We start from the raw sequence: 22,303 nt of genomic DNA, 5'->3' as shown, positions 1-22,303 counted from the left end.
CCATCTGTGTTCCGCACGCCTTTGTGCGGGACGTTCTTGAGGGGCCGTCAGACCATCAGCGAGCGGTCCGTCGGGCGGATCGGGGCCGGCAGTTCGCTGGCGCCGGCCAGGAACCGGTCGACGCCGCGGGCGGCCGAGCGGCCCTCCGCGATTGCCCACACGATGAGGGACTGGCCGCGGCCCGCGTCACCGGCGACGAACACACCGGGCACGTTGGTCTGGAAGTCCGCGTCGCGGGCGACGTTGCCGCGCTCGTCCAGCTCCAGGCCGAACTGCTCGACCAGGCCGTTCTCCCGATCGGTGCCGGTGAAGCCCATGGCGAGGGTGACCAGCTGCGCGGGGATCTTGCGCTCGGTGCCCGGCTTCTGGGTGAGCTTGCCGTCGACGAACTCGACCTCGACGAGGTGCAGCCACTGGACGTTGCCGTCCTCGTCGCCCTCGAAGTGACTGGTCGAGACGGAGTAGACCCGCTCGCCACCCTCCTCGTGGGCGCTCGTCACCTTGTAGAGCATCGGGAAGGTCGGCCAGGGCTGGGCGACCGGGTTCCGCTCGTCGTTCGGGCGGGGCATGATCTCCAGCTGGGTCACGGAGGCCGCGCCCTGGCGGTGGGCGGTGCCCACGCAGTCGGCGCCGGTGTCACCGCCGCCGATCACGACCACGTGCTTGCCCTCGGCCGAGATCGGGGTGGTGACGTAGTCGCCCTCCTGGACCTTGTTGGCGAGCGGCAGGTACTCCATCGCCTGGTGGACGCCCGTGAGTTCACGGCCGGGGACCGGCAGGTCGCGGGCGGTGGTGGCGCCGGCGGCGATGACGACCGCGTCGTACCGCTTCTTCAGGTCGGTGGCCTTGAGGTCGCGGCCGATCTCGATGCCGGTGCGGAACCGGGTGCCCTCCGCGCGCATCTGCTCGATACGGCGGTTGATGTGCCGCTTCTCCATCTTGAACTCGGGGATGCCGTAGCGCAGCAGACCGCCGACGCGGTCGGCGCGCTCGTACACGGCGACCGTGTGGCCCGCCCGGGTGAGCTGCTGGGCGGCGGCCAGACCGGCCGGGCCGGAGCCGATGACGGCGACCGTCTTGCCGGAGAGGCGCTCGGGCGACTGCGGGGCGACGTCACCGGTCTCCCACGCCTTGTCGATGATCGAGACCTCGACGTTCTTGATGGTGACCGGCGACTGGTTGATGCCGAGCACGCACGCCGACTCGCAGGGAGCCGGGCAGAGGCGACCGGTGAACTCCGGGAAGTTGTTGGTCGCGTGCAGGCGGTCGGAGGCGGCCGCCCAGTCCTCGCGGTAGGCGTAGTCGTTCCACTCGGGGATCAGGTTCCCGAGCGGACAGCCGTTGTGGCAGAACGGGATGCCGCAGTCCATGCACCGGCTGGCCTGCTTGCTGATGATCGGCAGCAGGGATCCGGGGACGTAGACCTCGTTCCAGTCCTTGACCCGCTCGGGGACGGGACGCGACGTGGCGAGCTCACGGCCGTGGTTGAGGAAGCCCTTCGGGTCAGCCATTGGTCGCCGCCTCCATCATCTTCTCCTGGGTCTCGGTCTCGGAGAGACCGGCTCGCTCGGCGGCGTCCTTGGCGGCGAGCACTGCCTTGTAGGTGCTGGGGATGATCTTGCTGAACCGGGCGGCCGCGGTGTCCCAGTCGGCCAGGAGCTTCTCGGCGACCGTCGAGGCGGTCTCCTCCTGGTGACGGCGGACCACGTCGTGCAGCCACTGCCTGTCGGTCTCGTCCAGCGGCTCCACGGCGTCGGCGTTGCCGATGTTGACGTTGTCGCGGTCGAGGTCGATGACGTACGCGATGCCGCCGGACATGCCGGCCGCGAAGTTGCGGCCCGTCTCGCCGAGGACCACCGCGTGACCGCCGGTCATGTACTCGCAGCCGTGGTCGCCCACGCCCTCGGAGACGACCAGCGCGCCGGAGTTGCGGACGCAGAACCGCTCGCCGGTGCGGCCGCGCAGGAACAGCTCGCCGCCGGTCGCGCCGTAGGCGATGGTGTTGCCCGCGATGGTGGAGAACTCGGCGAGGTGGTCGGCGGCCCGGTCCGGACGGACGACCACGCGGCCGCCGGAGAGGCCCTTGCCGACGTAGTCGTTGGCGTCGCCCTCCAGGCGCAGCGTGACTCCGCGCGGCAGGAAGGCGCCGAAGGACTGGCCCGCGGAGCCGGTGAAGGTGATGTCGATGGTGTCGTCGGGCAGGCCCGCGCCGCCGAACTTCTTCGTCACCTCATGGCCGAGCATGGTGCCGACCGTGCGGTTGATGTTGCGGATCTGCACCTGGGCACGCACCGGATGGGCGTCGGCCGCGCCGGTGGCGGACAGGGCGTCGGAGGCAAGCTTGATCAGCTCGTTGTCCAGTGCCTTGGCGAGGCCGTGGTCCTGCTCGACGACCTGGTGGCGCACCGCGCCCTCGGGCAGATCGGGCACGTGGAGCAGCGGCTCCAGGTCCAGGCCCTGGGCCTTCCAGTGGTTGACGGCCCGGGTGACGTCGAGTGTCTCGGCGTGGCCCACGGCCTCCTCGATGGAGCGGAAGCCCAGCTCGGCGAGGAGCTCGCGGACCTCTTCGGCGATGAACCGGAAGAAGTTCACCACGTGCTCGGCCTGGCCGGTGAAGCGCTCGCGCAGCACCGGGTTCTGGGTGGCGACGCCGACCGGGCAGGTGTCCAGGTGGCAGACGCGCATCATGATGCAGCCGGAGACCACCAGCGGGGCGGTCGCGAAGCCGAACTCCTCGGCGCCGAGCAGCGCGGCGATGACGACGTCGCGGCCGGTCTTGAGCTGGCCGTCGGTCTGCACCACGATGCGGTCGCGCAGGCCGTTGAGCAACAGGGTCTGCTGGGTCTCGGCGAGGCCGAGCTCCCAGGGGCCGCCCGCGTGCTTGAGGCTGGTGAGCGGGGAGGCGCCGGTGCCGCCGTCGTGGCCGGAGATCAGCACCACGTCCGCGTGCGCCTTGGACACACCGGCCGCGACCGTGCCGACGCCGACCTCGGAGACCAGCTTGACGTGGATCCGCGCCTTCGGGTTGGCGTTCTTCAGGTCGTGGATCAGCTGGGCGAGGTCTTCGATCGAGTAGATGTCGTGGTGCGGCGGCGGGGAGATCAGGCCGACGCCGGGGGTCGAGTGCCGGGTCTTGGCAACCCACGGGTAGACCTTGTGGCCGGGCAGCTGACCGCCCTCGCCGGGCTTGGCGCCCTGCGCCATCTTGATCTGGATGTCGTCCGCGTTGACCAGGTACTCGGAGGTCACGCCGAAGCGGCCGGAGGCGACCTGCTTGATGCTGGAGCGGCGCGCCGGGTCGTACAGGCGCTCCGGGTCCTCGCCGCCCTCACCGGTGTTGGACTTGCCGCCCAGCTGGTTCATGGCGATGGCGAGGGTCTCGTGCGCCTCCTTGGAGATGGAGCCGTACGACATGGCGCCCGTCGAGAAACGCTTGACGATCTCACTGGCCGGCTCCACCTCGTCGATGGAGATCGGCTGCCGGTCGGACTTGAAGCCGAACATGCCGCGCAGCGTCATCAGCCGCTCGGACTGCTCGTTCACGCGGTCCGTGTACTTCTTGAAGATGTCGTAGCTGCCGGTGCGCGTGGAGTGCTGGAGGCGGAAGACCGTCTCGGGGTCGAACAGGTGCGGCTCGCCCTCGCGGCGCCACTGGTACTCGCCGCCGATGTCGAGCGCGCGGTGCGCGGGGGCGATGCCGGAGGCGGGGTAGGCCTTGGCGTGCCGGGCGGCGACCTCCTTGGCGACGACGTCGATGCCGACGCCGCCGATCTTGGTGGCGGTGCCGTTGAAGTACGTGTCGACGAACGCCTGGTCGAGACCGACGGCCTCGAAGACCTGGGCGCCGCGGTAGGAGGCGACGGTGGAGATGCCCATCTTGGACATGACCTTGAGGACGCCCTTGCCGAGCGCGTAGATCAGGTTGCGGATGGCCTGCTCGGGCTCCAGGCCCGACAGGAAGGTGCCCGCGCGGACCAGGTCCTCCACGGACTCCATGGCCAGGTACGGGTTGACGGCGGCGGCGCCGAAGCCGATGAGCAGGGCGACGTGGTGGACCTCGCGGACGTCTCCGGCCTCGACCAGCAGGCCCACCTGGGTGCGCTGCTTGGTGCGGATGAGGTGGTGGTGGACGGCCGCGGTGAGCAGCAGCGACGGGATCGGCGCGTGCTCGGCGTCCGAGTGCCGGTCGGACAGGACGATCAGCCGGGCGCCGTTCTCTATGGCGGCGTCGGCCTCACCGCAGATCTCGGCGATGCGCGCGGCGAGGGTGTCACCGCCGCCGCTCACCCGGTAGAGGCCGGAGAGGGTCGCGGCCTTGAAGCCGGGCATGTCGCCGTCGGCGTTGATGTGGATGAGCTTGGCGAGCTCGTCGTTGTCGATGACCGGGAAGGGCAGGGTCACGCTGCGACAGGACGCCGCGTTCGGGTCCAGCAGGTTGCCCTCCGGGCCGAGCGAGGAGCGCAGCGAGGTGACCAGTTCCTCGCGGATGGCGTCCAGCGGCGGGTTGGTGACCTGCGCGAACAGCTGGGTGAAGTAGTCGAAGAGCAGCCGCGGGCGCTCGGAGAGGGCGGCGATCGGGGAGTCCGTGCCCATCGAGCCGATCGGCTCGGCGCCGGCCTTGGCCATGGGCGCCAGGATGATGCGCAGCTCCTCCTCGGTGTAGCCGAAGGTCTGCTGGCGGCGGGTGACCGAGGCGTGGGTGTGGACGATGTGCTCGCGCTCGGGCAGGTCGCAGAGCTCGATCTCGCCGGTCTCCAGCCACTCGCCGTAGGGCTGCTCGGCGGCCAGGGACGCCTTGATCTCGTCGTCCTCGATGATGCGGTGCTCGGCGGTGTCGACGAGGAACATGCGGCCGGGCTGGAGGCGGCCCTTGCGGACCACCTTGGCGGGGTCGATGTCGAGGACGCCGACCTCGGAGCCGAGGACGACGAGGCCCTCGTCGGTGACCCAGTAGCGGCCGGGGCGCAGGCCGTTGCGGTCGAGCACGGCGCCGACCTGGGTGCCGTCGGTGAAGGTGACACAGGCCGGGCCGTCCCAGGGCTCCATCATCGTGGAGTGGTACTGGTAGAAGGCGCGCCGGGCCGGGTCCATGGAGTCGTGGTTCTCCCACGCCTCCGGGATCATCATCAGCACGGAGTGCGGCAGCGAGCGGCCGCCGAGGTGCAGGAGTTCGAGGACCTCGTCGAAGGACGCGGAGTCCGAGGCGTCCGGCGTGCACACCGGGAAGACCCGGTCCAGGGCGCCGCCCCCGAACAGGTCGCCGCCCAGCTGGGACTCGCGGGCGCGCATCCAGTTGCGGTTGCCCTTGACGGTGTTGATCTCACCGTTGTGCGCGACGAAGCGGTAGGGGTGCGCGAGCGGCCACGACGGGAAGGTGTTGGTGGAGAAGCGCGAGTGGACGAGCGCGATCGCGGACGTGAAGCGGCGGTCGGACAGGTCCGGGAAGAAGGGCTCCAGCTGGCCGGTGGTCAGCATGCCCTTGTAGACGATCGTGCGGGCGGAGAGCGAGGGGAAGTAGACGCCGGCCTCGCGCTCGGCGCGCTTGCGCAGCACGAACGCCTTGCGGTCCAGCGCGATGCCCTCGCTGGCGCCGTCGGTGACGAAGATCTGCCGGAAGGCCGGCATGGTCGAGCGGGCGGTGGCGCCGAGCAGCACGGGGGCGACCGGGACCTCGCGCCAGCCGAGGACGGTGAGGCCCTCTTCGCCGGCGATCGTCTCGATCTGTGAGACGGCGTCGTCGGTGCCCTGCTCCGGCAGGAAGGCGATGCCGACCGCGTACGAGCCGGCGTCGGGGAGCTCGAATCCGGCCACCTCGCGGAAGAAGGCGTCGGGGACCTGGGCGAGGATGCCCGCGCCGTCGCCCGAGTCGGGCTCGGAGCCGGTGGCGCCGCGGTGCTCCAGGTTCCGCAGAACCGTGAGCGCCTGTTCGACCAGCGCGTGGCTCGCCTCACCGGTGAGGGTGGCCACGAAGCCGACGCCACAGGCGTCGCGCTCGTTGCGGGGGTCGTACATACCCTGTGCAGCAGGGCGAGCATCCATGAAGGACCAGTTCTGGCCATTCGCGGAATGCTGGGACGGCTGGCGCGGCGTACGCATCGGCTCTCCCGTCGTCGTCATGTGGCAGGTGGCGAGTGCCGAGGGACGACGTTGGCCCTCTGCGGAGATCTGCGAGATCGCGAAGATCTGTGAGATCCACGGCGATCTGTTGAGATCAGTGGAGATCAAAATTTCGTGCAGGTTACATGATGAGCTGAATCCCGGAAACCGGATACTCGTGTTCCACCATGCGGACGCCAGGGGGTACGGCGGGGTGCCGCGCGAAGGCGGCGAGGTCATGGGGGAGCCGGACGGACAGGATCGGTCGGATCGGTGTCGTCGGCCCGAAGAGCGGGGGGAGCGTCGTCGCCCACCCCGCAGGTGCGCGCGGCGGGCGTCATTGCCTACAGCGCTTACGGCTCATGCCCCGTGGTCAGTCATTCGAAACCCACGAGTAACGGGTACTTATGCGGCCCATCGCATAAGCGCCGGCCTGCCTATCCTACGGCTGTCCCGATCAAGCCGCCCAGGGCATAGGTCACACCGGCCGCCGCACCGCCGAGCGCGAGCTGCCGGAGCCCGCTGAACCACCAGCTGCGGGCCGTCACCTTGGCCACCACGGCACCGCATCCGAACAGCCCGACCAGCGCGAGCAGCAGCGCGGGCCAGAGCGCGGTCGCGCCCAGCAGGTACGGCAGTACGGGCAGCACGGCGCCCAGCGCGAAGGAGCCGAACGAGGACACGGCCGCGACGAGGGGTGAGGGCAGGTCGCCGGGGTCGATGCCCAGTTCCTCGCGGGCGTGTATCTCCAGGGCCTGCTCGGGATCCTTGGACAGCTGCCGGGCCACCTCGCGGGCCAGGTCCGGCTCGACTCCACGGGCCGCGTAGAGGGCGGCGAGCTCCTTCTCCTCGTCCTCCGGGTGTTTACGCAGCTCACGCCGCTCGATGTCGAGCTCCGCCTCGACCAGCTCACGCTGGGAGGCGACGGAGGTGTACTCGCCGGCCGCCATGGAGAAGGCCCCGGCGGCGAGACCGGCGAGGCCGGTGATCACAATGGTCTGGTGGCCGACCGAGCCGCCCGCGACACCGGTGAGCAGGGCGAGGTTGGAGACCAGTCCGTCCATGGCACCGAAGACGGCGGGGCGCAGCCAGCCGCCGTTCACGTCGCGGTGCGTGTGGTTGTCCCGGTGCGCCTCGTGCAGCGGCGCGTCCAGATCGATGATGGCCATGATGTCCCCCGGTGAGCTGAGGCAAAGCTAAGTTTTGGACTCGTTCTACTTTTCGACAACAACGAATCTACGCCTTGATCTTCCCGCCCGCCAGCAAGGAAAGGCTGAGCTAACCTGCGGTTTTACCCGGCGATGCTCATCCGAGTGTGATCTTGCACATATGTCGACCGGGTGACGCTGTGCGTCAGGAGGCTCAGGTGAACCGCTCGGGTGGCACACATTCCGCATGGCATCGATCGCCTGCATTCCGCCGGTCCCGGCGCCGGGTGACGCCGCCGGGCTCCGCGAACGAGCACGCGGCGCACTGCTCGGCCTCGCCGTCGGGGACGCGCTCGGCGCCCCGGCGGAGAATCTGCGCCCGTCCGAGATCCGCGCCCGCTGGGGCCGGATCACCGGGTACGTCGCCGAGAAGCCGTCCGGCACCGACGACACCGAGTACGCGATCTTCTCCGGGCTGCTGCTCGCCCGGCACGGCTCGGCGCTCACACCGGCCCATGTCGAGTCGGCCTGGCACCAGTGGATCGCCGACCGCGCGGAGGGGCCCTTCCGCGGGGCGGGCTTCAGCGAACGCGGCACCCTGGAGAATCTGCGGCGGGGCCTGGCCGCGCCGATCTCGGCCCAGCACCGGCACGCCTGGAGCGACGGCCTCGCGATGCGGGCGGCCCCCTTCGGGGTGTTCGCGGCGGGACGGCCCGCCGAGGCGGCCCGGCTGGTGGCGATCGACGGCTCGGTGAGTCACGACGGCGAGGGCATCTACGGCGGCCAGGCGGTGGCGGCCGGAGTCGCGGCGGCGATGGCGGGAGCCCCGCCCAGCGCGGTCGTCGCCGCCGCCCTCGCGGTCGTCCCCGACGACTCGTGGACGGCCCGCTCGCTGCGCCGGGCGGTGACGGTGGCCCACCGCGGCGAACGTGCCGTCCGTTCCGCCGTGGTCATCGGCGGCTACCCCTGGACCGACCTCGCGCCGGAGGCGGTGGCGCTGGCCTTCGGCGCGTACGCGGCGGCCGACGGCGACTTCCGGGAGGCCGTCCTCACGGCGGTGAACATGGGCCGCGACGCCGACACCACGGCCGCGGTCGCGGGCGCCCTGGCCGGCGCGACCCAGGGTGTCCGCGCCGTCCCGCCCGACTGGGCCGCCGCGATCGGCCCCGCCCGCGGCACCTGCCTGCCCGCCATGGCCGGCCACCACGTGCTCGACGTCGCCGAACTGCTGGTGCCGGGCGAGGGCGGCAAGTGGGGCGCCGACGTGGTCGTCCCCGACTACCTCCCCGGGGTGGTCAGGGAACTCGGCGCCGCCCCACGGCACACGACGCTCCGGCCGGGCCGGACCACCCTGGTGGCCGGCGCGAACGGCGTCAGCGAAGTCCTGCCGAACCCCGGTGCCGACGTCGTCAGCGAGGTCCTCCCATGAGCCGCCGCATCGAGGGCCTCCTGCTGGGCCTGGCCGCGGGCGACGCCGCCGGATGGCCCGCCGCCCGACACCGGGCCGCGCGGATGCCGGAGTGGACGCGACGGCTGACCCGGGAGCTGGACACGTTCGCGGAGCAGAACGCGACCACCACCCTCCCCGTGCCCATCGCGCTGAACCAGCCGCCCGAGCCGCTGCGGCTCGGCCCCTCCGACGACGCCGAGTGGGCGGTGTTCGCGGCGGAGGCGGTGCTGCGGGCCGGGGACGACAGCGTGCTCGGCGACCTGAGCCGGGAGCGCCGGACCCGGGCCGCCATCGACCTCACCTGGAGCGCCGTCGCCTCCGAGGTGGCCGCGGCGGCCGACCGTGCCCCCGAGGTGGAGTCGGCGGTACTGCCCTTGCGCGCTCGCATCTCGGTGCGCGCGGGCCTCGGCAACCTTGCCGCCGGCCTGCGGCCGCCCGCGACCGGTCACGACAACCCGCACTTCTTCGACGACGCGGCCTGTGTCCGCGCCTGCGTCCTGGCCGTGGCGCATCCCGGTGACCCCGGGCGCGCGGCCGACCTGGCCGAGTTCGACGCCCGCTACACCCAGGACGGCGACGGGGTGCACGGCGCGCGGGCGATGGCGGCGGCGCTCGCGCTGGCCCTCGCCGGGGCGGACGCCGAGACCTGTGTGACGGCCGCGCTCGGGGAGCTGCCCGGGGAGACCGAGATCGGCCGCAACGCCCGGCAGGCACTGGCGCTCGCCCGGGACACGGAGACCGCCTTCGCCCTCATCCCGCTGCTCGAACACCAGATCGTCGACCATGTCTACAGCTACGGCATCGCCGCCGCCGAGACGGTCCCGGTGGCCCTCGCCCTGGCCGTGGCGGCGGGCGGCAGGATCGCCGAGGCCGTGCCCGCCGCGGCCTGCCTCTCCCGGGTCGCCGACTCGGCCCCCGCCCTCGTCGGCGCGCTGACCGGCGCCCTGGGCGGCGGCGAGTCGATCCCGGCCGCCTGGCGGGACGCCTGCCGCACCCTCCCCGGCTGCACGCTCCCCCGTCTGACCGGCACCGACCTGGTGGAACTCGCCGGACTCCTGGAAGCCGCGCAACCGGCCGTACCAGGAGGATGATTCGGGGCATGACGCCCAAAGGACAAGAAAACAGCGGTGCTGGGCTGGACGAACGCATCACCGGCGCCCTCGTCGGGGCCGCGGTCGGCGACGCCCTCGGCGGTCCCGTCGAGGGCTACTCCCCCGACCAGATCCTCGAACGCCACGGCGGCCGCGTCACCGGCGTCGTCGGTCCCTGGCACGGCGACGACTGGCGCACCGCCCGCCCCATCGCCCCGTACCACAAGGGCGATGGACACGTCACCGACGACACCCTGATGACGCACGCGCTGGTCCGGGTGTACGCGAAGGTCCGCGACCACCTCGACGCCTACGCGGTCGCCGACCACCTGGTCCCGGACCTGATGACAAACCCGCGCTGGATTCCGGAGCTGGAGGCCGAGGCACTCCCGCTCCAGCGGGTCTTCCTCGCGGAGAAGTGGCTGGTGGCGCGGCTGGCGTACGGTCACGTGGACCCTCGGGAGGCCGGCACCGGCAACATCGTCAACTGCGGTGCGGCGATGTACATGGCCCCCGTCGGCCTGGTCAACGCGGCCGACCCGGTGGCCGCCTACACCGAGGCGCTCGACATCGCGGGCGCCCACCAGTCGTCGTACGGCCGGGAGGCGGCCGGGGTCTTCGCCGCCGCGGTCGCGGCGGCGTGCGCGCCGGGGGCGACGCCGGAATCGGTGGTGTCGGCCTGTCTGCGGCTCGCGAAGGACGGCACACGGGAGGCGATCGAGCGGGTCTGCGAAGTCGCGGCCGGGCAGCGTGACTTCGAGTCGGCACTGGTGCCGCTGCGGCAGGCGGTGGCCCCGTACGACACGGTCGGCCCCGACTACCGCTCGCCCTCCCTCGCCGCCCGCCGCCCGTCCCGTCTCCACTCGATCGAGGAACTCCCGGTCGCGCTCGGCATGCTGGTCGTCTCCGGCGGCGACTACCGGCAGGCCGTGCTCGGCTCGGTCAACTACGGCCGTGACTGCGACTCGACCGCCACGATGGCCGGTGCCCTGGCCGGGGCCCTCGGCTCGCCGGTCCCCGACGACTGGTCGAAGCGGGTCGCCGAGGCCAGCCGCCTGGACCTGTGGGAACCGGCGCGGGCGCTCACCGAGGTGGCCCGCGAGGTCTTCGCCCGGGACGTACGGCGGCGGCGGGCGCACGAGCGGGCGTTCACCGAGCTCGGGGGCCCGGAATGCTCCGACTGACGTGGGTCCAGCCGGAGGACCTGCTCGGCCACGAACTGCGCCAGGCGCGTCAGGACGGCCGCGAGCCCTCGGCGATCGCGACGCGCTGGCGGGCGGCGGGCGGCGCCGAGGCCCCTGCCCGGGCCGGGGCCTCCCAGACGCGGGGGTCCCGGTATCTGCGGCTGCTGGCCGAGGATCTGCTCGACGAACTCGCCGATCTGCCGAGCAGACTGGCGGACGAGGAGCCGACGGAACTGGCCCGGATCAAGGCACTCTGCCCGGCCTGGCCCGCACCCGCCCCCGTACGCACCCCCACTCCCCCGCTCGCCCTGGAGGCCGCCTGGCTCGGCCGGGCCGTGGGCTGTCTGCTCGGCAAACCGGTGGAGAAACTCCCCCTCGACGGCATCCGCGCACTCGCCAGGGCCACCGGCAACTGGCCCCTGAACACCTGGTTCACCGCGAAGGGCGTCCCCGCCGAACTCCTCGACATCCACCCCTGGAACCGCCGCTCGGCCGCTACCTCGCTGCTTGAGAACATCGACGGCATGCCCGAGGACGACGACCTCAACTACCCGCTCCTCAACCTGCTTCTGCTCCGCCGGCACGGCCGGGCCTTCAGCACCGCCGACGTGGCCCGGCTCTGGCTCGACGAACTCCCGGCGGGCCGCACCTTCACCGCCGAGCGGATCGCCTACCGCAACCTCCTCACCGGCATCGAGCCCCCGCACACCGCCCGCCACCGCAACCCCTTCCGCGAGTGGATCGGCGCGCTGATCCGCGCCGACGTGCACGGCTGGACGAACCCGGGTGACCCGGCGGCCGCCGCCGAGCAGGCGCACCGCGACGCCACCCTCAGCCACACCGCCAACGGCGTCTACGCGGCGATGTTCACCGCGGCCGCCATCGCCGCCGCGGCCACCGGCACCCACGACGTCCACGCCTGTCTGCGGGCCGGCCGCGCGGTGGTGCCGGAGGAGTCCCGGCTGGCCGCGGCCGTCGACCACGCCGTACGACTCGCCGCGCGTCACGCGGACTTCGACACCGTCGTGGACGAACTGCACGACACGCACTCCGCCCATCACTGGGTGCACGCCGTCCCCAACACCGCGCTGATCGCCGCCGCCCTCACCCACGCGGACGGCGACTTCACCGGCTCGGTCTGCCGCGCGGTCTCCGGCGGCTGGGACACCGACTCGAACGGCGCGACGGCGGGCAGTGTCGCCGGGCTCCTGGCCGGCTCCCCCGCCGCACTCCCCGACCGCTGGACGCGCCCGCTGAAGAACCGGCTCGCCACCTCCGTCGCCGGTTTCGACGGCACCGGTTTCGACACCCTCGCCCATCTCACCCACCTGGAGGCGACCCGCCCATGACCCATATCGCCGTGCTCGGCAGCTTGAACATGGACCTCGTCGTGTACGTCGAGAAGGCCCCGCAGGCCGGGGAGACCGTCACCGGACGCGAGTTCCGCACCACTCCCGGCGGCAAGGGCGCCAACCAGGCGATCGCCGCGGCCCGTTCCGGCGCCACCGTCTCGATGATCGGCGCCGTGGGCAACGACGCCTTCGGCACCCGGCTGCGCGAGACGCTGGAGCACTCCGGCGTGGACACCGACGACCTGCGCACCATGGAGGGCCGGTCCGGCACCGCGCACATCGTGGTGGACGCCGAGGGCGGCAACTCGATCGTGGTGATCCCGGGTGCGAACGGCACCGTGGACCATCTCTCCCCCGGCGACGAGGGGGTGATCGCCTCCGCCGACGCGCTGCTCCTGCAACTGGAGATCCCGTTGCGGGCGGTGCTCGCGGGCGCCGAGGCGGCCCGCCGGCACGGAGTCCGGACGATTCTCACCCCCGCGCCCGTGCAGCCGCTTCCGCCCGCGCTGCTCGCCGCCACCGACCTGCTGGTCCCCAACGAGATCGAGGCGGCGGCCCTCACCGGCCGCCCGGAGCCGCGCGAGGCCGGGGCCGCCCTGCTCGACCTGGTGCCGGAGGTGGTGATCACCCTCGGCGCGACCGGCTGCCTCTATCTGGCCCGTGATGTCGAACCGCTCCTGATCCCCGCGCCCCGGGTGGCGGCGGTGGACTCGACGGGCGCGGGCGACACCTTCGTCGGCGCCCTCGCCGTCGCCCTCGGCGAGGAGCGGCCCATCCGGGAGGCGCTGACCTGGGCCGCCGCGGCGGCCGCCGTCTCGGTGCAGCGGGAGGGCGCGTCGGCGGCGATGCCCTACCGCCCGGAGATCGAAGCGCAGTACGGCGCATGAACACGACGACACCGACCCCGCCACCGCCCCTGGACGGCCTTCGCGTCCTCGACCTGGCCACCCTGTTCGCCGGTCCCCTCGCCGCCACCCTGCTCGGTGACTTCGGCGCCGAGGTGATCAAGGTCGAGCACCCGGCCAAGCCCGACCCCTCCCGTGGCCACGGGCCCGCCAAGGAGGGAGTCGGGCTGTGGTGGAAGCTGCTCGGCCGCAACAAGCGCGCCATCACTCTCGACCTGTCAAGGCCCGGCGGCCGTGCCACCCTGCTGCGGCTGGCCGCGGCCGCCGATGTCGTCGTCGAGAACTTCCGCCCCGGCACCCTGGAGAAGTGGGACCTGGGCTGGCCGGAGCTGTCCGCCGCCAACCCACGGCTGGTCCTCGCCCGGGTCACCGCCTTCGGCCAGTTCGGCCCCTACTCGCACCGCCCCGGGTTCGGGACCCTGGCGGAGGCGATGAGCGGTTTCGCCGCTATCACCGGCGAGCCCGACGCGCCCCCGACCCTCCCACCCTTCGGCCTCGCCGACTCCATCGCGGGCCTCGCCACCGCGTATGCGGTGATGACGGCGCTGGCCGCCCGGGAGCGCACCGGCGAAGGGCAGGTCGTGGACATGGCGATCATCGAGCCGATCCTGACCGTGCTCGGGCCGCAGCCCATCTGGTACGACCAGTTGGGCCATGTGCAGCCGCGCACCGGCAACCGCTCCACGAACAACGCCCCGCGCAACACCTATCGCACGGCGGACGGCGCCTGGGTCGCCGTCTCCACGTCCGCGCAGTCGGTGGCCGAGCGGGTGATGCACCTGGTCGGCCGTCCGGAGCTGATCGAGGAGCCGTGGTTCGCGACCGGCGCCGGCCGGGCGGAGCACACCGAGGTCCTGGACCGGGCGGTGGGCGGCTGGATCGCCGCCCACACCCGGGACAACGTCCTCGCGGCCTTCGAGAAGGCGGAGGCGGCCGTCGCACCGGTCCAGGACGTACGGGACGTGATGACCGACCCGCAGTACCAGGCGCTCGGCACCATCACGGCCGTGGACGATCCGGAGCTGGGCACGCTGCGCATGCAGAACGTGCTGTTCCGGCTCTCCGCCACGCCCGGCGCGATCCGCTGGGCGGGCCGCCCGCACGGCGCGGACACGGAGGAGGTGCTGACCGAGCTGGGCCTGACCCCGGCGGAAATCGGCTCCCTGCGCGCGGAGGGCGTCCTGTGATCCCGTTCCCGCTCACCTGGCTCTACGTCCCCGGCGACCGCCCGCACGTGGTGGCCAAGGCGCTGGCCTGCGGCGCGGACGTGGTGGTGATCGACCTGGAGGACGCGGTCGCCCCCGACCGGAAGGCATACGGCCGTACGGCCACCGCCGAGCTGCTGTCCGAACCCCACGCGGCCCGGATCCACGTCCGGGTCAACGCCCTGGACGGGCCGTGGGCGGCGGACGACCTGCGGGCGGTGGCGGCGCTGCCCGGGGTGTCCGGGCTTCGCCTGCCGAAGGTGACGTCCGCCGGGGAGGTCGTCCGGGTGGCGGAGGAGACCGGTCTCGCCCTCTACGCCCTCCTGGAATCGGCCCTGGCCATCGAGCGCGCCCACGCGATCGCGTCGGCCCACCCGTCGCTGCGGGGTGTCTCGCTGGGCGAGGCGGATCTCCGGGCCGATCTGGGGGTACGCGACGACGCGGGCCTGGACTGGTGCCGTTCCCGGGTGGTGGTGGCCGCGCGGGCGGCCGGGCTCGCCCCGCCGCCGCAGTCCGTGCACCCCGACATCCGGGACCTGGAAGGGCTGGCCGCGTCCTGCGCCCACGGGCGTGACCTCGGATTTCTCGGACGGGCCGCCATCCATCCCCGGCAGCTTCCGGTGATCGAGCGGGCGTATCTCCCGACGGACCAGGAGATCGAGGAGGCGGAGACGATCGTCAAGGCCGCGACGGAGGAGCAGGGCGCGCTGGCGCTGCCGGACGGCCGGTTCGTCGACGCTGCGGTGGTGGCGGCGGCCCAGCGCACGCTGGCCCTGGCCCACCGGACCTGAAACCCGGGGTCCCTGCGCATACGGCGAGGGCGCCCGGAACGACTGCTCGTTCCGGGCGCCCTCGATGTTGTCGTGATGGGGCGGCCTGGGGCCGGGATCAGCCCTTCTTGGTCGCGGACGACGCCGACTCGGCCTCGTCGGCGGACTTCGCCTCGTCCGTCGGCCCGGACGCGTCCGCGGCTTCGGCCCCGGATTCGGGCGCGCCCTCGGATCCGGCCCCGCCGGATGCCTTGCCCTCGGACTTCCGGCCTTCGGAGTTCCGGCCCTCGGAGTTCCGGCCCTCGGAGTCCTTGTCCTCGACGTCCTCGACGTCCTTGCCGTCGGCGCTGTCGGCTCCGTCGGCGGACCCCTCGACGGGCTCGCCGAGTTCGTCGGCCGCGCCCGGCTCCACGACCGTCTCCCGTCCGGGCCGCTTCCTGGACGACAGCACGATGTAGGCCACCGCGAGCAGGAACACGATGATCGCGGTCCAGTCGTTGAGGCGGAGGCCCAGGATGTGGTGGGCGTCGTCGACGCGCATGTACTCGATCCAGCCGCGGCCCACGCAGTACGCGGCGACGTACAGGGCGAAGGCCCGGCCGTGGCCCAGCTTGAAGCGCCGGTCGGCCCAGATCACCAGGACGCCGACGCCGACGCACCACAGCGACTCGTAGAGGAAGGTCGGGTGGTAGTAGCCCGGCACCCGGCCGCCCTCGGAGGACGTGATGTGCAGCGCCCATGGAAGGTGCGTCTCGCGGCCGTACAGCTCCTGGTTGAACCAGTTGCCCCAGCGGCCGATGGCCTGGGCGAAGGCGATGCCGGGGGCGATCGCGTCGGCGTAGGCGGGCAGCGGGATGCCCCGGCGCCGGCAGCCGATCCAGGCGCCGACCGCTCCGAACGCGATGGCGCCCCAGATGCCGAGGCCGCCCTCCCACACCTTGAAGGCGTCCACCCAGTCGCGGCCCGCGCTGAAGTACAGCTCGTAGTCCGTGATCACGTGGTAGAGCCGGCCGCCGACGAGGCCGAAGGGCACGGCCCACACGGCGATGTCGGCCACCGTGCCGGCCCGGCCGCCGCGGGCGATCCAGCGCTTGTTGCCGAGCCAGACGGCTACGAAGACGCCGATGATGATGCAGAACGCGTAGCCGCGCAGCGGAATCGGGCCGAGGTGCAGGACCCCGCGCGACGGGCTGGGAATGTAGGCAAGTTCCATGGCAGGGTCGACGCTACCGTGCCGGGCCGGACACGCGGCATGCGGCCCGGCTACGGGTCCATAACGGGGGCGTGAGAATGACTACCCCCGACCGCCCGACTCCACCAGCTGCTTCAGCTTGTCCGGGGTCATGGACTGGTCCTGGTAGATGTTCTTGCCGTTCACCAGGACGGTCGGCGTGCCGCTGAATTTCCCGGCCGCGAAGGCTGCCTGGGACTTGTTCACCCAGTTGTCGTGCTTGCCGTCGTTCACACAGGCGCGGAATGCGGGCGTGTCGAGACCGTCGACCTTGCCCGCGAGCTCGATCAGCCTGGCGTTGTCGCCGTAGGCGTCGTCGGTCTCCGAGGGCTGGTTCTCGAAGAGGACGTCGTGGTACTCGCGGAACTTGCCGGCGTCCTGGGCGCAGGCCGCCGCGTTGGCCGCGCGCAGCGAGCCGGTGCCGTGGAGGTTGCCGTCGATGAGTCTGACCAGGTGGTATTCCACTCTGGCCTTACCGGTGTCGGTCAGTTCGTGGATCGCCGGGCGGTACACCGTCTCGAAGGACTTGCAGGCCGGGCAGCGGAAGTCCTCCCACACCGTGATCGTGGTTCCGGCGTCGTCCTTGCCGACCGGGATCGCCAGGCTGTCCTTGCCCTGCGCGCCTGAGGGCGCCACCACCGGGCCCGCGCTCTTGCCGCTGCCCTTGTCCTTGCCCGCGTTCGCGGCGATCACTCCGATCACCGCCGCCAGTGCGAGGACGCAGACGACGCTGCCGCCCACGATCAACGTGCGGCGTCGCTTCTCCGCGGCCTTCTGCTTCTCACGCTCGGCCGCAATCCGCTCCCGGGCGGTGCGCTTCGCGTCACGGTTCTTCTCGCTCACACCCCCAGAACGAACCGGGGAGGCGCAGCGCGCCTCCCCGGTCCCAGGTCCACCCGTTCGAGTGACCGAAATCTCCTGTTACGCCTGGCCCGCGTTACGCCTGGCCGCGCACGCCCTTCGCCAGGTCGCCGGCGAGTTCGCGGACCGCGGCGACACCGGCCGCCTGGTCCGGGGCGTCCAGCATCCGCTTCACGAAGGCCGAGCCGACGATCACGCCGTCGGCGAACCCGGCGACCTCGGCGGCCTGGGTCCGGTCGGAGACCCCGAGGCCGACGCAGACGGGCAGCCCGCTGCCGGTGGCCCGGGTGCGCCGCACCAGGTCGGCCGCCTGGGCGCCGACCGACGCACGGGTGCCGGTGACGCCCATCAGCGAGGCCGCGTAGACGAAGCCGCTGCCCGCCGCCGTGATCTCGGCGAGCCGGGCGTCCCTGCTGCTGGGCGCGACCACGAAGACCGTGGCGAGCCCGTGCTTCGTGGCGTGCTCGCGCCACAGCGCCGACTCCTGCACGGGCAGGTCGGGCAGGATGCAGCCCGCACCGCCCGCGTCGGCGAGTTCGGCGGTGAACCGCTCGACGCCGTAGCGGTCGATGGGGTTCCAGTACGTCATGACGAGCACCGGCTTGCCGGTCGCCGCGTGCGCCTCGCGGACCGTGCGCAGGACGTCCGCGATCTTCACCCCACCGCGCAGGGCGATGTCGTCGGCGGTCTGGATGACCGGGCCGTCGAGGACGGGGTCGCTGTGCGGCAGTCCCACCTCGACGATGTCGGCGCCGCCGTCGAAGGCGGCCTTCACCGCCTCGATGCCGCCGTCCACGGTCGGGAATCCGGCCGGGAGGTAGGCGATGAGCGCGGACCGTCCCTCGGCCCTGGCTGCGGCGAGGGTGTCGCCGAGCAGCTGAATGTTCCCGCTCACTTGGCGTCTCCCTCGATCTCGGCAGTGTCGGCGGCGTCGGAGGCCACCTCGGCGTCGGTGTCGTACAGGCCGAAGTAGCGGGCGGCCGTGTCCATGTCCTTGTCGCCACGGCCGGACAGGTTGACCACGATCAGCCCGTCCCTGCCCAGCTCCCTGCCGACCTCCAGGGCACCGGCGAGGGCGTGGGCGCTCTCGATGGCCGGGATGATGCCCTCGGTGCGCGACAGCAGACGCAGGGCCTGCATCGCGGCGTCGTCGGTGACCGCGCGGTACTCGCCGCGGCCGCTGTCCTTGAGGTAGGAGTGCTCGGGTCCGATGCCCGGGTAGTCGAGGCCGGCCGAGATCGAGTACGGCTCGGTGATCTGGCCCTCCTCGTCCTGGAGGACGTAGGACCGGGAGCCGTGCAGGATGCCGGGCTCGCCCGCGGTCAGGGTTGCCGCGTGCTCGCCGGTCTCGACACCGTGCCCGGCGGGTTCGCAGCCGATGAGGCGCACGGAGGTGTCCGGGATGAAGGCGTGGAAGAGGCCGATCGCGTTGGAGCCGCCGCCGACACAGGCGATGGCGGCGTCGGGCAGCCGTCCGGCGCGCTCCAGGATCTGACGGCGGGCCTCCACCCCGATCACCCGGTGGAAGTCGCGGACCATGGCCGGGAAGGGGTGCGGTCCGGCGACGGTGCCGAAGAGGTAGTGGGTGCGGTCGACGTTGGCGACCCAGTCCCGGAACGCCTCGTTGATGGCGTCCTTCAGGGTGCGGCTGCCGGACTTCACGGCGACGACCTCGGCACCGAGCATGCGCATGCGGGCCACGTTGAGGGCCTGTCGCTGGGTGTCGACCTCGCCCATGTAGATGGTGCAGTCGAGGCCGAACAGGGCGCACGCGGTGGCGGTGGCGACGCCGTGCTGGCCCGCGCCGGTCTCGGCGATGACGCGGGTCTTGCCCATCCGCTTGGTGAGCAGGGCCTGGCCGAGCACGTTGTTGATCTTGTGGGAGCCGGTGTGGTTGAGGTCCTCGCGCTTGAGGAACACCCGGGCGCCACCGGCGTGTTCGGCGAACCTCGGCACCTCGGTGAGGGAGCTGGGGCGGCCGGTGTAGTGGACGAGCAGGTCGTCGAGTTCGCGGGCGAACTCGGGGTCGGCCTTCGCCTTGTCGTACTCGACGGCGACCTCGTCCACGGCGGCGACGAGGGCCTCCGGGATGAACTTGCCGCCGTACGGGCCGAAGTAGCCTTCGACGTTGGGGACTTGACCCTCGGGGTCGGGAATGAAGAACTCGCTGGGCATGCGGAAACCTCACGGTGAGCTGTGGAATGCACTGATCGCCGTGGGGGCGGGAAGGGTCAGTCGGTCGCCCCGCGCCCCCAAGGGGCGCGCTGCCATCGCCGGCCGTTCACCTGCCCCGGTTCGTCCCCGATGACGTACCGCACCCTGCGGCCGTGCACCCGGCGTGCGGGCGCGCGGCAGCCCCGGGGGCGGCAGCCGCGCGCGAGGCGGGCGTACCGGTCCGGGGCGGTCGTGGTGATCGGAGTCGTCATCGGCGTCAACCCTACCGGTGTGTCAGCCCCGGCCGTGCCGCAGCGCGGGGTGTTCGCCCGCGGCGACCAGGTCGGCGACCGCCGTCTTCGGGTCGCGCCCGGTGACCAGCGACTCGCCGACCAGGACGGCGTCGGCACCCGCGTTGGCGTAGGCGATCAGGTCGTGCGGGCCCCGGACGCCTGACTCGGCGATCTTGACGATGCTGTCGGGGATCTCCGGCGCGATCCGCTCGAAGGTGCCCCGGTCGACCTCGAGCGTCTTGAGGTTGCGGGCGTTGACACCGATCACCTTGGCACCGGCGTCCACCGCACGCTCGACCTCCTCCTCGTCGTGCACCTCCACGAGGGGGGTGAGGCCGATGGAGACGGCACGCTCGATCAGTGACTCCAGGGCGGACTGGTCGAGGGCCGCCACGATCAGCAGCGCGAGGTCGGCGCCGTACGCGCGCGCCTCCCACAGCTGGTACGACGTGACGATGAAGTCCTTGCGCAGGACCGGGATGTCCACGCGGGCGCGGACCGCCTCCAGGTCCGCGAGCGAGCCGCCGAAGCGGCGCTGCTCGGTCAGGACCGAGATGACGGCGGCGCCGCCCGCCTCGTAGTCCGCCGCGAGCCCCGCCGGATCGGCGATCGCGGCCAGCGCGCCCTTGGACGGGCTGGAGCGCTTGACCTCGCAGATCACCTTGACGCTGTCGCCGCTGAGCGCGGCCACGCCGTCCTTGGCTGCGGGCGCCTTCGCCGCGCGCTCCTTCAGCTCGTCGAGGGTGACGCGTGCCTGCCGCTCAGCAAGGTCGGCACGGACTCCGTCGATGATCTCGTCGAGCACACTCACGCGAGCGGCCCCCTTCCGAACGATCGAAAACCCATGGTCAATGCGATGGTATCCGGAGGAGGGCCCAGGCTTCGCATCCGGTGGACGGTGGTCCCACAAGCTGGACATTCCGTCCGCGCCGGCCGGTCCCCTCAGGGATGCAGCCAACCGCCGAACGGCAGGTTCCGTACGACGGTGAACACCGCCACCAGCGCGCCCGCACCCCACAGATACGCCGGACCGGGGACGAGGCGGAGCGGGCGCCGGCGCACCACGGCGAGGACCCACAGGGTCCACACCACCGCGAAACCCAGGTAGCCGAGCACGGCCATCGCGTTGTCCCGGAACGCGGCCGCGAGGTCGCCGTGGACGAAGGCGTGCGCGCTGCGCAGCCCGCCGCAGCCGGGGCAGTAGAGACCGGCGAAGCGGAACAGGGGGCACACCGGGTAGTGGCCGGGCTCGTTGGGGTCGACGGCGCCGACGTACGCGAACGCCCCGGCGACCACCGCGAGGATCGCGGCGGGCACGGCAGGCCCGGCCGGGGCGGAGGCCCGGGGGCGCTGGATGGTCGGGCCGGTCCGGCTGTCGGGGTTCACGTCTCGCATTGTGCCGTGCACGGGCCGCACGCGCGCGAAGGGGCGGCGCGCACCCTCGGTGCCGGGCCGCCCCTTCGCGGTGAAGTCCTGATCAGCCCTCGGCACCGGCCGGCTCGGGGGTCACGGCGGCCCGGGGCTGCGGCTGGCGCACCGCGTGGGCGTCCTTCGGCATTCCGAGGCCCATGGCGCGCATGATCATGCCGACCACACCGCCGAGCACCACGATGGCCATGCCGGCCCAGAAGCCGAGCGGCTGGGCCATGACCATGAACGCGCCCGCGACGCAGAAACCGATGAAGGCGATGGTGACACCGGTCCAAGCGGCCGGGGTGTGTCCGTGGCTGCTGCCCGCCATTGCTTGCTCCTCATTGCTGTGTGCGTGCGTGGTGCCGCATGTTGCCTGGTGCGCCGCATGTGGCGCGTGAGAGCCGAGAGCTCACCGTCCATTGTTCCGTATTCGGACGCATGCCGTGAGCTGGGGTGGCGTCTGGTTCGCCACATCGGTCCCGGCCGGGTCACACCCCGGTCGGGTCCTCGCCCCGGTCCAGGGCCTTCCAGAGTTCTTCAGGGCGGTCGGGGTCGGTGGGCCGGGCGGTGCGGCGCGGGCGGGCGGTGCCGCGTTCGTAGCGGCCGGACATGGCGGGCCACAGGCGTCCGTAGCGCAGGGCGAGCAGTCCGGCGGCCAGCAGCAGGACACCGCCGGCGACGGCCACGTAGGGCCAGCCGGTATGGGTCAGTGCCTGCGCGGCGGCGGAGGTGTCGCCGGTGACCTTGGCGGCCTGGTCGTCCAGCACGGAGCCGTCCGTGGCACCGGACAGGGCGGCGGCGACCGTGCCCGCGCCGGACAGGGTGAGGAGCCCGGCGACCAGCAGGCGTCCGCCGCGGCGGACGGCGAAGACGGCGACGAGCGCGGCGAGGGCCACTATGGCGAGGGCCGCGGGGACGCCCGTCACGTCGCTGCCCCTGGCGGTCAGCGGGAAGGAGCCGCCGGCCATCTCCGCGGTGCCCTGCGCCCAGCGCTGCCGGGTGGCCAGCAGCACCACGGCGGCGCCGAGCGCGCCGCACAGCAGGGCGAGGGCGAGGCTGCGGCGGCCGGACCGTGCGGGGCCCGCGGCTTCGGAACGAGGGTGAGGTACGGCTGTCACGTACTCCACTATCGCCTGAACCCCGGGCGAAC

The 22,303-nt window shown here is 72.4% G+C and carries 19 protein-coding genes; 7 read left to right on the top strand and 12 right to left on the bottom strand.

Annotation, left to right across the window (positions count from 1 at the left end):
* Positions 1 to 47 precede the first annotated feature (47 nt).
* From ACIPK3_RS04960 to ACIPK3_RS04950, 3 genes are all read right to left on the bottom strand, one after another.
* Positions 48 to 1,511: a glutamate synthase subunit beta gene (locus ACIPK3_RS04960; RefSeq protein ID WP_402566604.1), complete on the bottom strand. Its 1,464-nt coding sequence runs from the start codon at positions 1,509 to 1,511 to the stop codon at positions 48 to 50.
* Complete coding sequence (gltB, locus tag ACIPK3_RS04955; RefSeq protein ID WP_402566603.1) at positions 1,504 to 6,096, bottom strand: glutamate synthase large subunit; 4,593 nt, start codon at positions 6,094 to 6,096, stop codon at positions 1,504 to 1,506. The genes ACIPK3_RS04960 and gltB overlap by 8 nt, the downstream gene beginning before the upstream one ends.
* A gap of 437 nt (positions 6,097 to 6,533) precedes the next feature.
* The gene (locus ACIPK3_RS04950; protein WP_402566602.1) at positions 6,534 to 7,265 is read right to left on the bottom strand and encodes a VIT1/CCC1 transporter family protein; all 732 of its coding nucleotides are present in this window, start codon (positions 7,263 to 7,265) and stop codon (positions 6,534 to 6,536) included.
* Between the two features lie 226 nt (positions 7,266 to 7,491).
* Between ACIPK3_RS04950 and ACIPK3_RS04945 the strand changes: the two genes are divergently transcribed.
* From ACIPK3_RS04945 to ACIPK3_RS04915, 7 genes are read left to right on the top strand one after another with little or no spacing between them, the layout of a single operon-like run.
* Positions 7,492 to 8,673: an ADP-ribosylglycohydrolase family protein gene (locus ACIPK3_RS04945; RefSeq protein WP_402566601.1), complete on the top strand. Its 1,182-nt coding sequence runs from the start codon at positions 7,492 to 7,494 to the stop codon at positions 8,671 to 8,673.
* Positions 8,670 to 9,785 (top strand): ADP-ribosylglycohydrolase family protein, encoded by a 1,116-nt coding sequence (locus ACIPK3_RS04940; protein WP_402566600.1) that lies wholly within the window; start codon positions 8,670 to 8,672, stop codon positions 9,783 to 9,785. The genes ACIPK3_RS04945 and ACIPK3_RS04940 overlap by 4 nt, the downstream gene beginning before the upstream one ends.
* An 8-nt stretch (positions 9,786 to 9,793) precedes the next feature.
* Positions 9,794 to 10,969, top strand: a complete 1,176-nt coding sequence (locus ACIPK3_RS04935) for an ADP-ribosylglycohydrolase family protein (protein ID WP_402566599.1) — start codon at positions 9,794 to 9,796, stop codon at positions 10,967 to 10,969.
* On the top strand, positions 10,957 to 12,318 hold the full coding sequence (locus ACIPK3_RS04930; protein ID WP_402566598.1) for an ADP-ribosylglycohydrolase family protein: 1,362 nt from the start codon (positions 10,957 to 10,959) through the stop codon (positions 12,316 to 12,318). The genes ACIPK3_RS04935 and ACIPK3_RS04930 overlap by 13 nt, the downstream gene beginning before the upstream one ends.
* Positions 12,315 to 13,208: a ribokinase gene (gene rbsK / locus ACIPK3_RS04925; RefSeq protein WP_402566597.1), complete on the top strand. Its 894-nt coding sequence runs from the start codon at positions 12,315 to 12,317 to the stop codon at positions 13,206 to 13,208. Before ACIPK3_RS04930 ends, rbsK begins: the two co-directional genes overlap by 4 nt.
* A complete protein-coding gene (locus tag ACIPK3_RS04920; RefSeq protein ID WP_402566596.1) occupies positions 13,205 to 14,413 on the top strand; it encodes a CaiB/BaiF CoA transferase family protein in 1,209 nt (402 codons plus the stop codon). The genes rbsK and ACIPK3_RS04920 overlap by 4 nt, the downstream gene beginning before the upstream one ends.
* Positions 14,410 to 15,222, top strand: coding sequence for an HpcH/HpaI aldolase/citrate lyase family protein (locus ACIPK3_RS04915; protein WP_402566595.1), 813 nt, complete (start codon positions 14,410 to 14,412; stop codon positions 15,220 to 15,222). The genes ACIPK3_RS04920 and ACIPK3_RS04915 overlap by 4 nt, the downstream gene beginning before the upstream one ends.
* 97 nt (positions 15,223 to 15,319) lie before the next feature.
* On the opposite strand, the gene lgt is transcribed toward ACIPK3_RS04915, so the two are convergent.
* From lgt to ACIPK3_RS04870, 9 genes are all read right to left on the bottom strand, one after another.
* Complete coding sequence (lgt, locus tag ACIPK3_RS04910; protein ID WP_402566594.1) at positions 15,320 to 16,414, bottom strand: prolipoprotein diacylglyceryl transferase; 1,095 nt, start codon at positions 16,412 to 16,414, stop codon at positions 15,320 to 15,322.
* 81 nt (positions 16,415 to 16,495) lie between these two features.
* A complete protein-coding gene (locus ACIPK3_RS04905; RefSeq protein ID WP_402566593.1) occupies positions 16,496 to 17,275 on the bottom strand; it encodes a DsbA family protein in 780 nt (259 codons plus the stop codon).
* A 94-nt stretch (positions 17,276 to 17,369) separates the two neighbouring features.
* Positions 17,370 to 18,188, bottom strand: coding sequence for a tryptophan synthase subunit alpha (trpA, locus tag ACIPK3_RS04900; RefSeq protein WP_402566592.1), 819 nt, complete (start codon positions 18,186 to 18,188; stop codon positions 17,370 to 17,372).
* On the bottom strand, positions 18,185 to 19,468 hold the full coding sequence (gene trpB, locus ACIPK3_RS04895; protein ID WP_402566591.1) for a tryptophan synthase subunit beta: 1,284 nt from the start codon (positions 19,466 to 19,468) through the stop codon (positions 18,185 to 18,187). Before trpB ends, trpA begins: the two co-directional genes overlap by 4 nt.
* A 56-nt stretch (positions 19,469 to 19,524) precedes the next feature.
* Positions 19,525 to 19,719, bottom strand: a complete 195-nt coding sequence (trpM, locus tag ACIPK3_RS04890) for a tryptophan biosynthesis modulator TrpM (protein WP_402566590.1) — start codon at positions 19,717 to 19,719, stop codon at positions 19,525 to 19,527.
* Between the two features lie 22 nt (positions 19,720 to 19,741).
* The gene (gene trpC, locus ACIPK3_RS04885) at positions 19,742 to 20,551 is read right to left on the bottom strand and encodes an indole-3-glycerol phosphate synthase TrpC (protein ID WP_402566589.1); all 810 of its coding nucleotides are present in this window, start codon (positions 20,549 to 20,551) and stop codon (positions 19,742 to 19,744) included.
* A gap of 131 nt (positions 20,552 to 20,682) precedes the next feature.
* Complete coding sequence (locus ACIPK3_RS04880) at positions 20,683 to 21,135, bottom strand: DUF2752 domain-containing protein (protein WP_402566588.1); 453 nt, start codon at positions 21,133 to 21,135, stop codon at positions 20,683 to 20,685.
* Between the two features lie 82 nt (positions 21,136 to 21,217).
* Positions 21,218 to 21,481, bottom strand: coding sequence for an HGxxPAAW family protein (locus ACIPK3_RS04875; RefSeq protein ID WP_402566587.1), 264 nt, complete (start codon positions 21,479 to 21,481; stop codon positions 21,218 to 21,220).
* A 160-nt stretch (positions 21,482 to 21,641) separates the two neighbouring features.
* Positions 21,642 to 22,280, bottom strand: coding sequence for a TIGR02234 family membrane protein (locus ACIPK3_RS04870; protein ID WP_402566586.1), 639 nt, complete (start codon positions 22,278 to 22,280; stop codon positions 21,642 to 21,644).
* Positions 22,281 to 22,303: the final 23 nt, after the last annotated feature.

The organism is Streptomyces sp. NPDC086787 (assembly GCF_044745865.1).
GTDB lineage: Bacteria > Actinomycetota > Actinomycetes > Streptomycetales > Streptomycetaceae > Streptomyces.
Note: the sequence above shows the minus strand (reverse complement) of the source record. Positions and strands in the feature narration are given on the sequence as shown.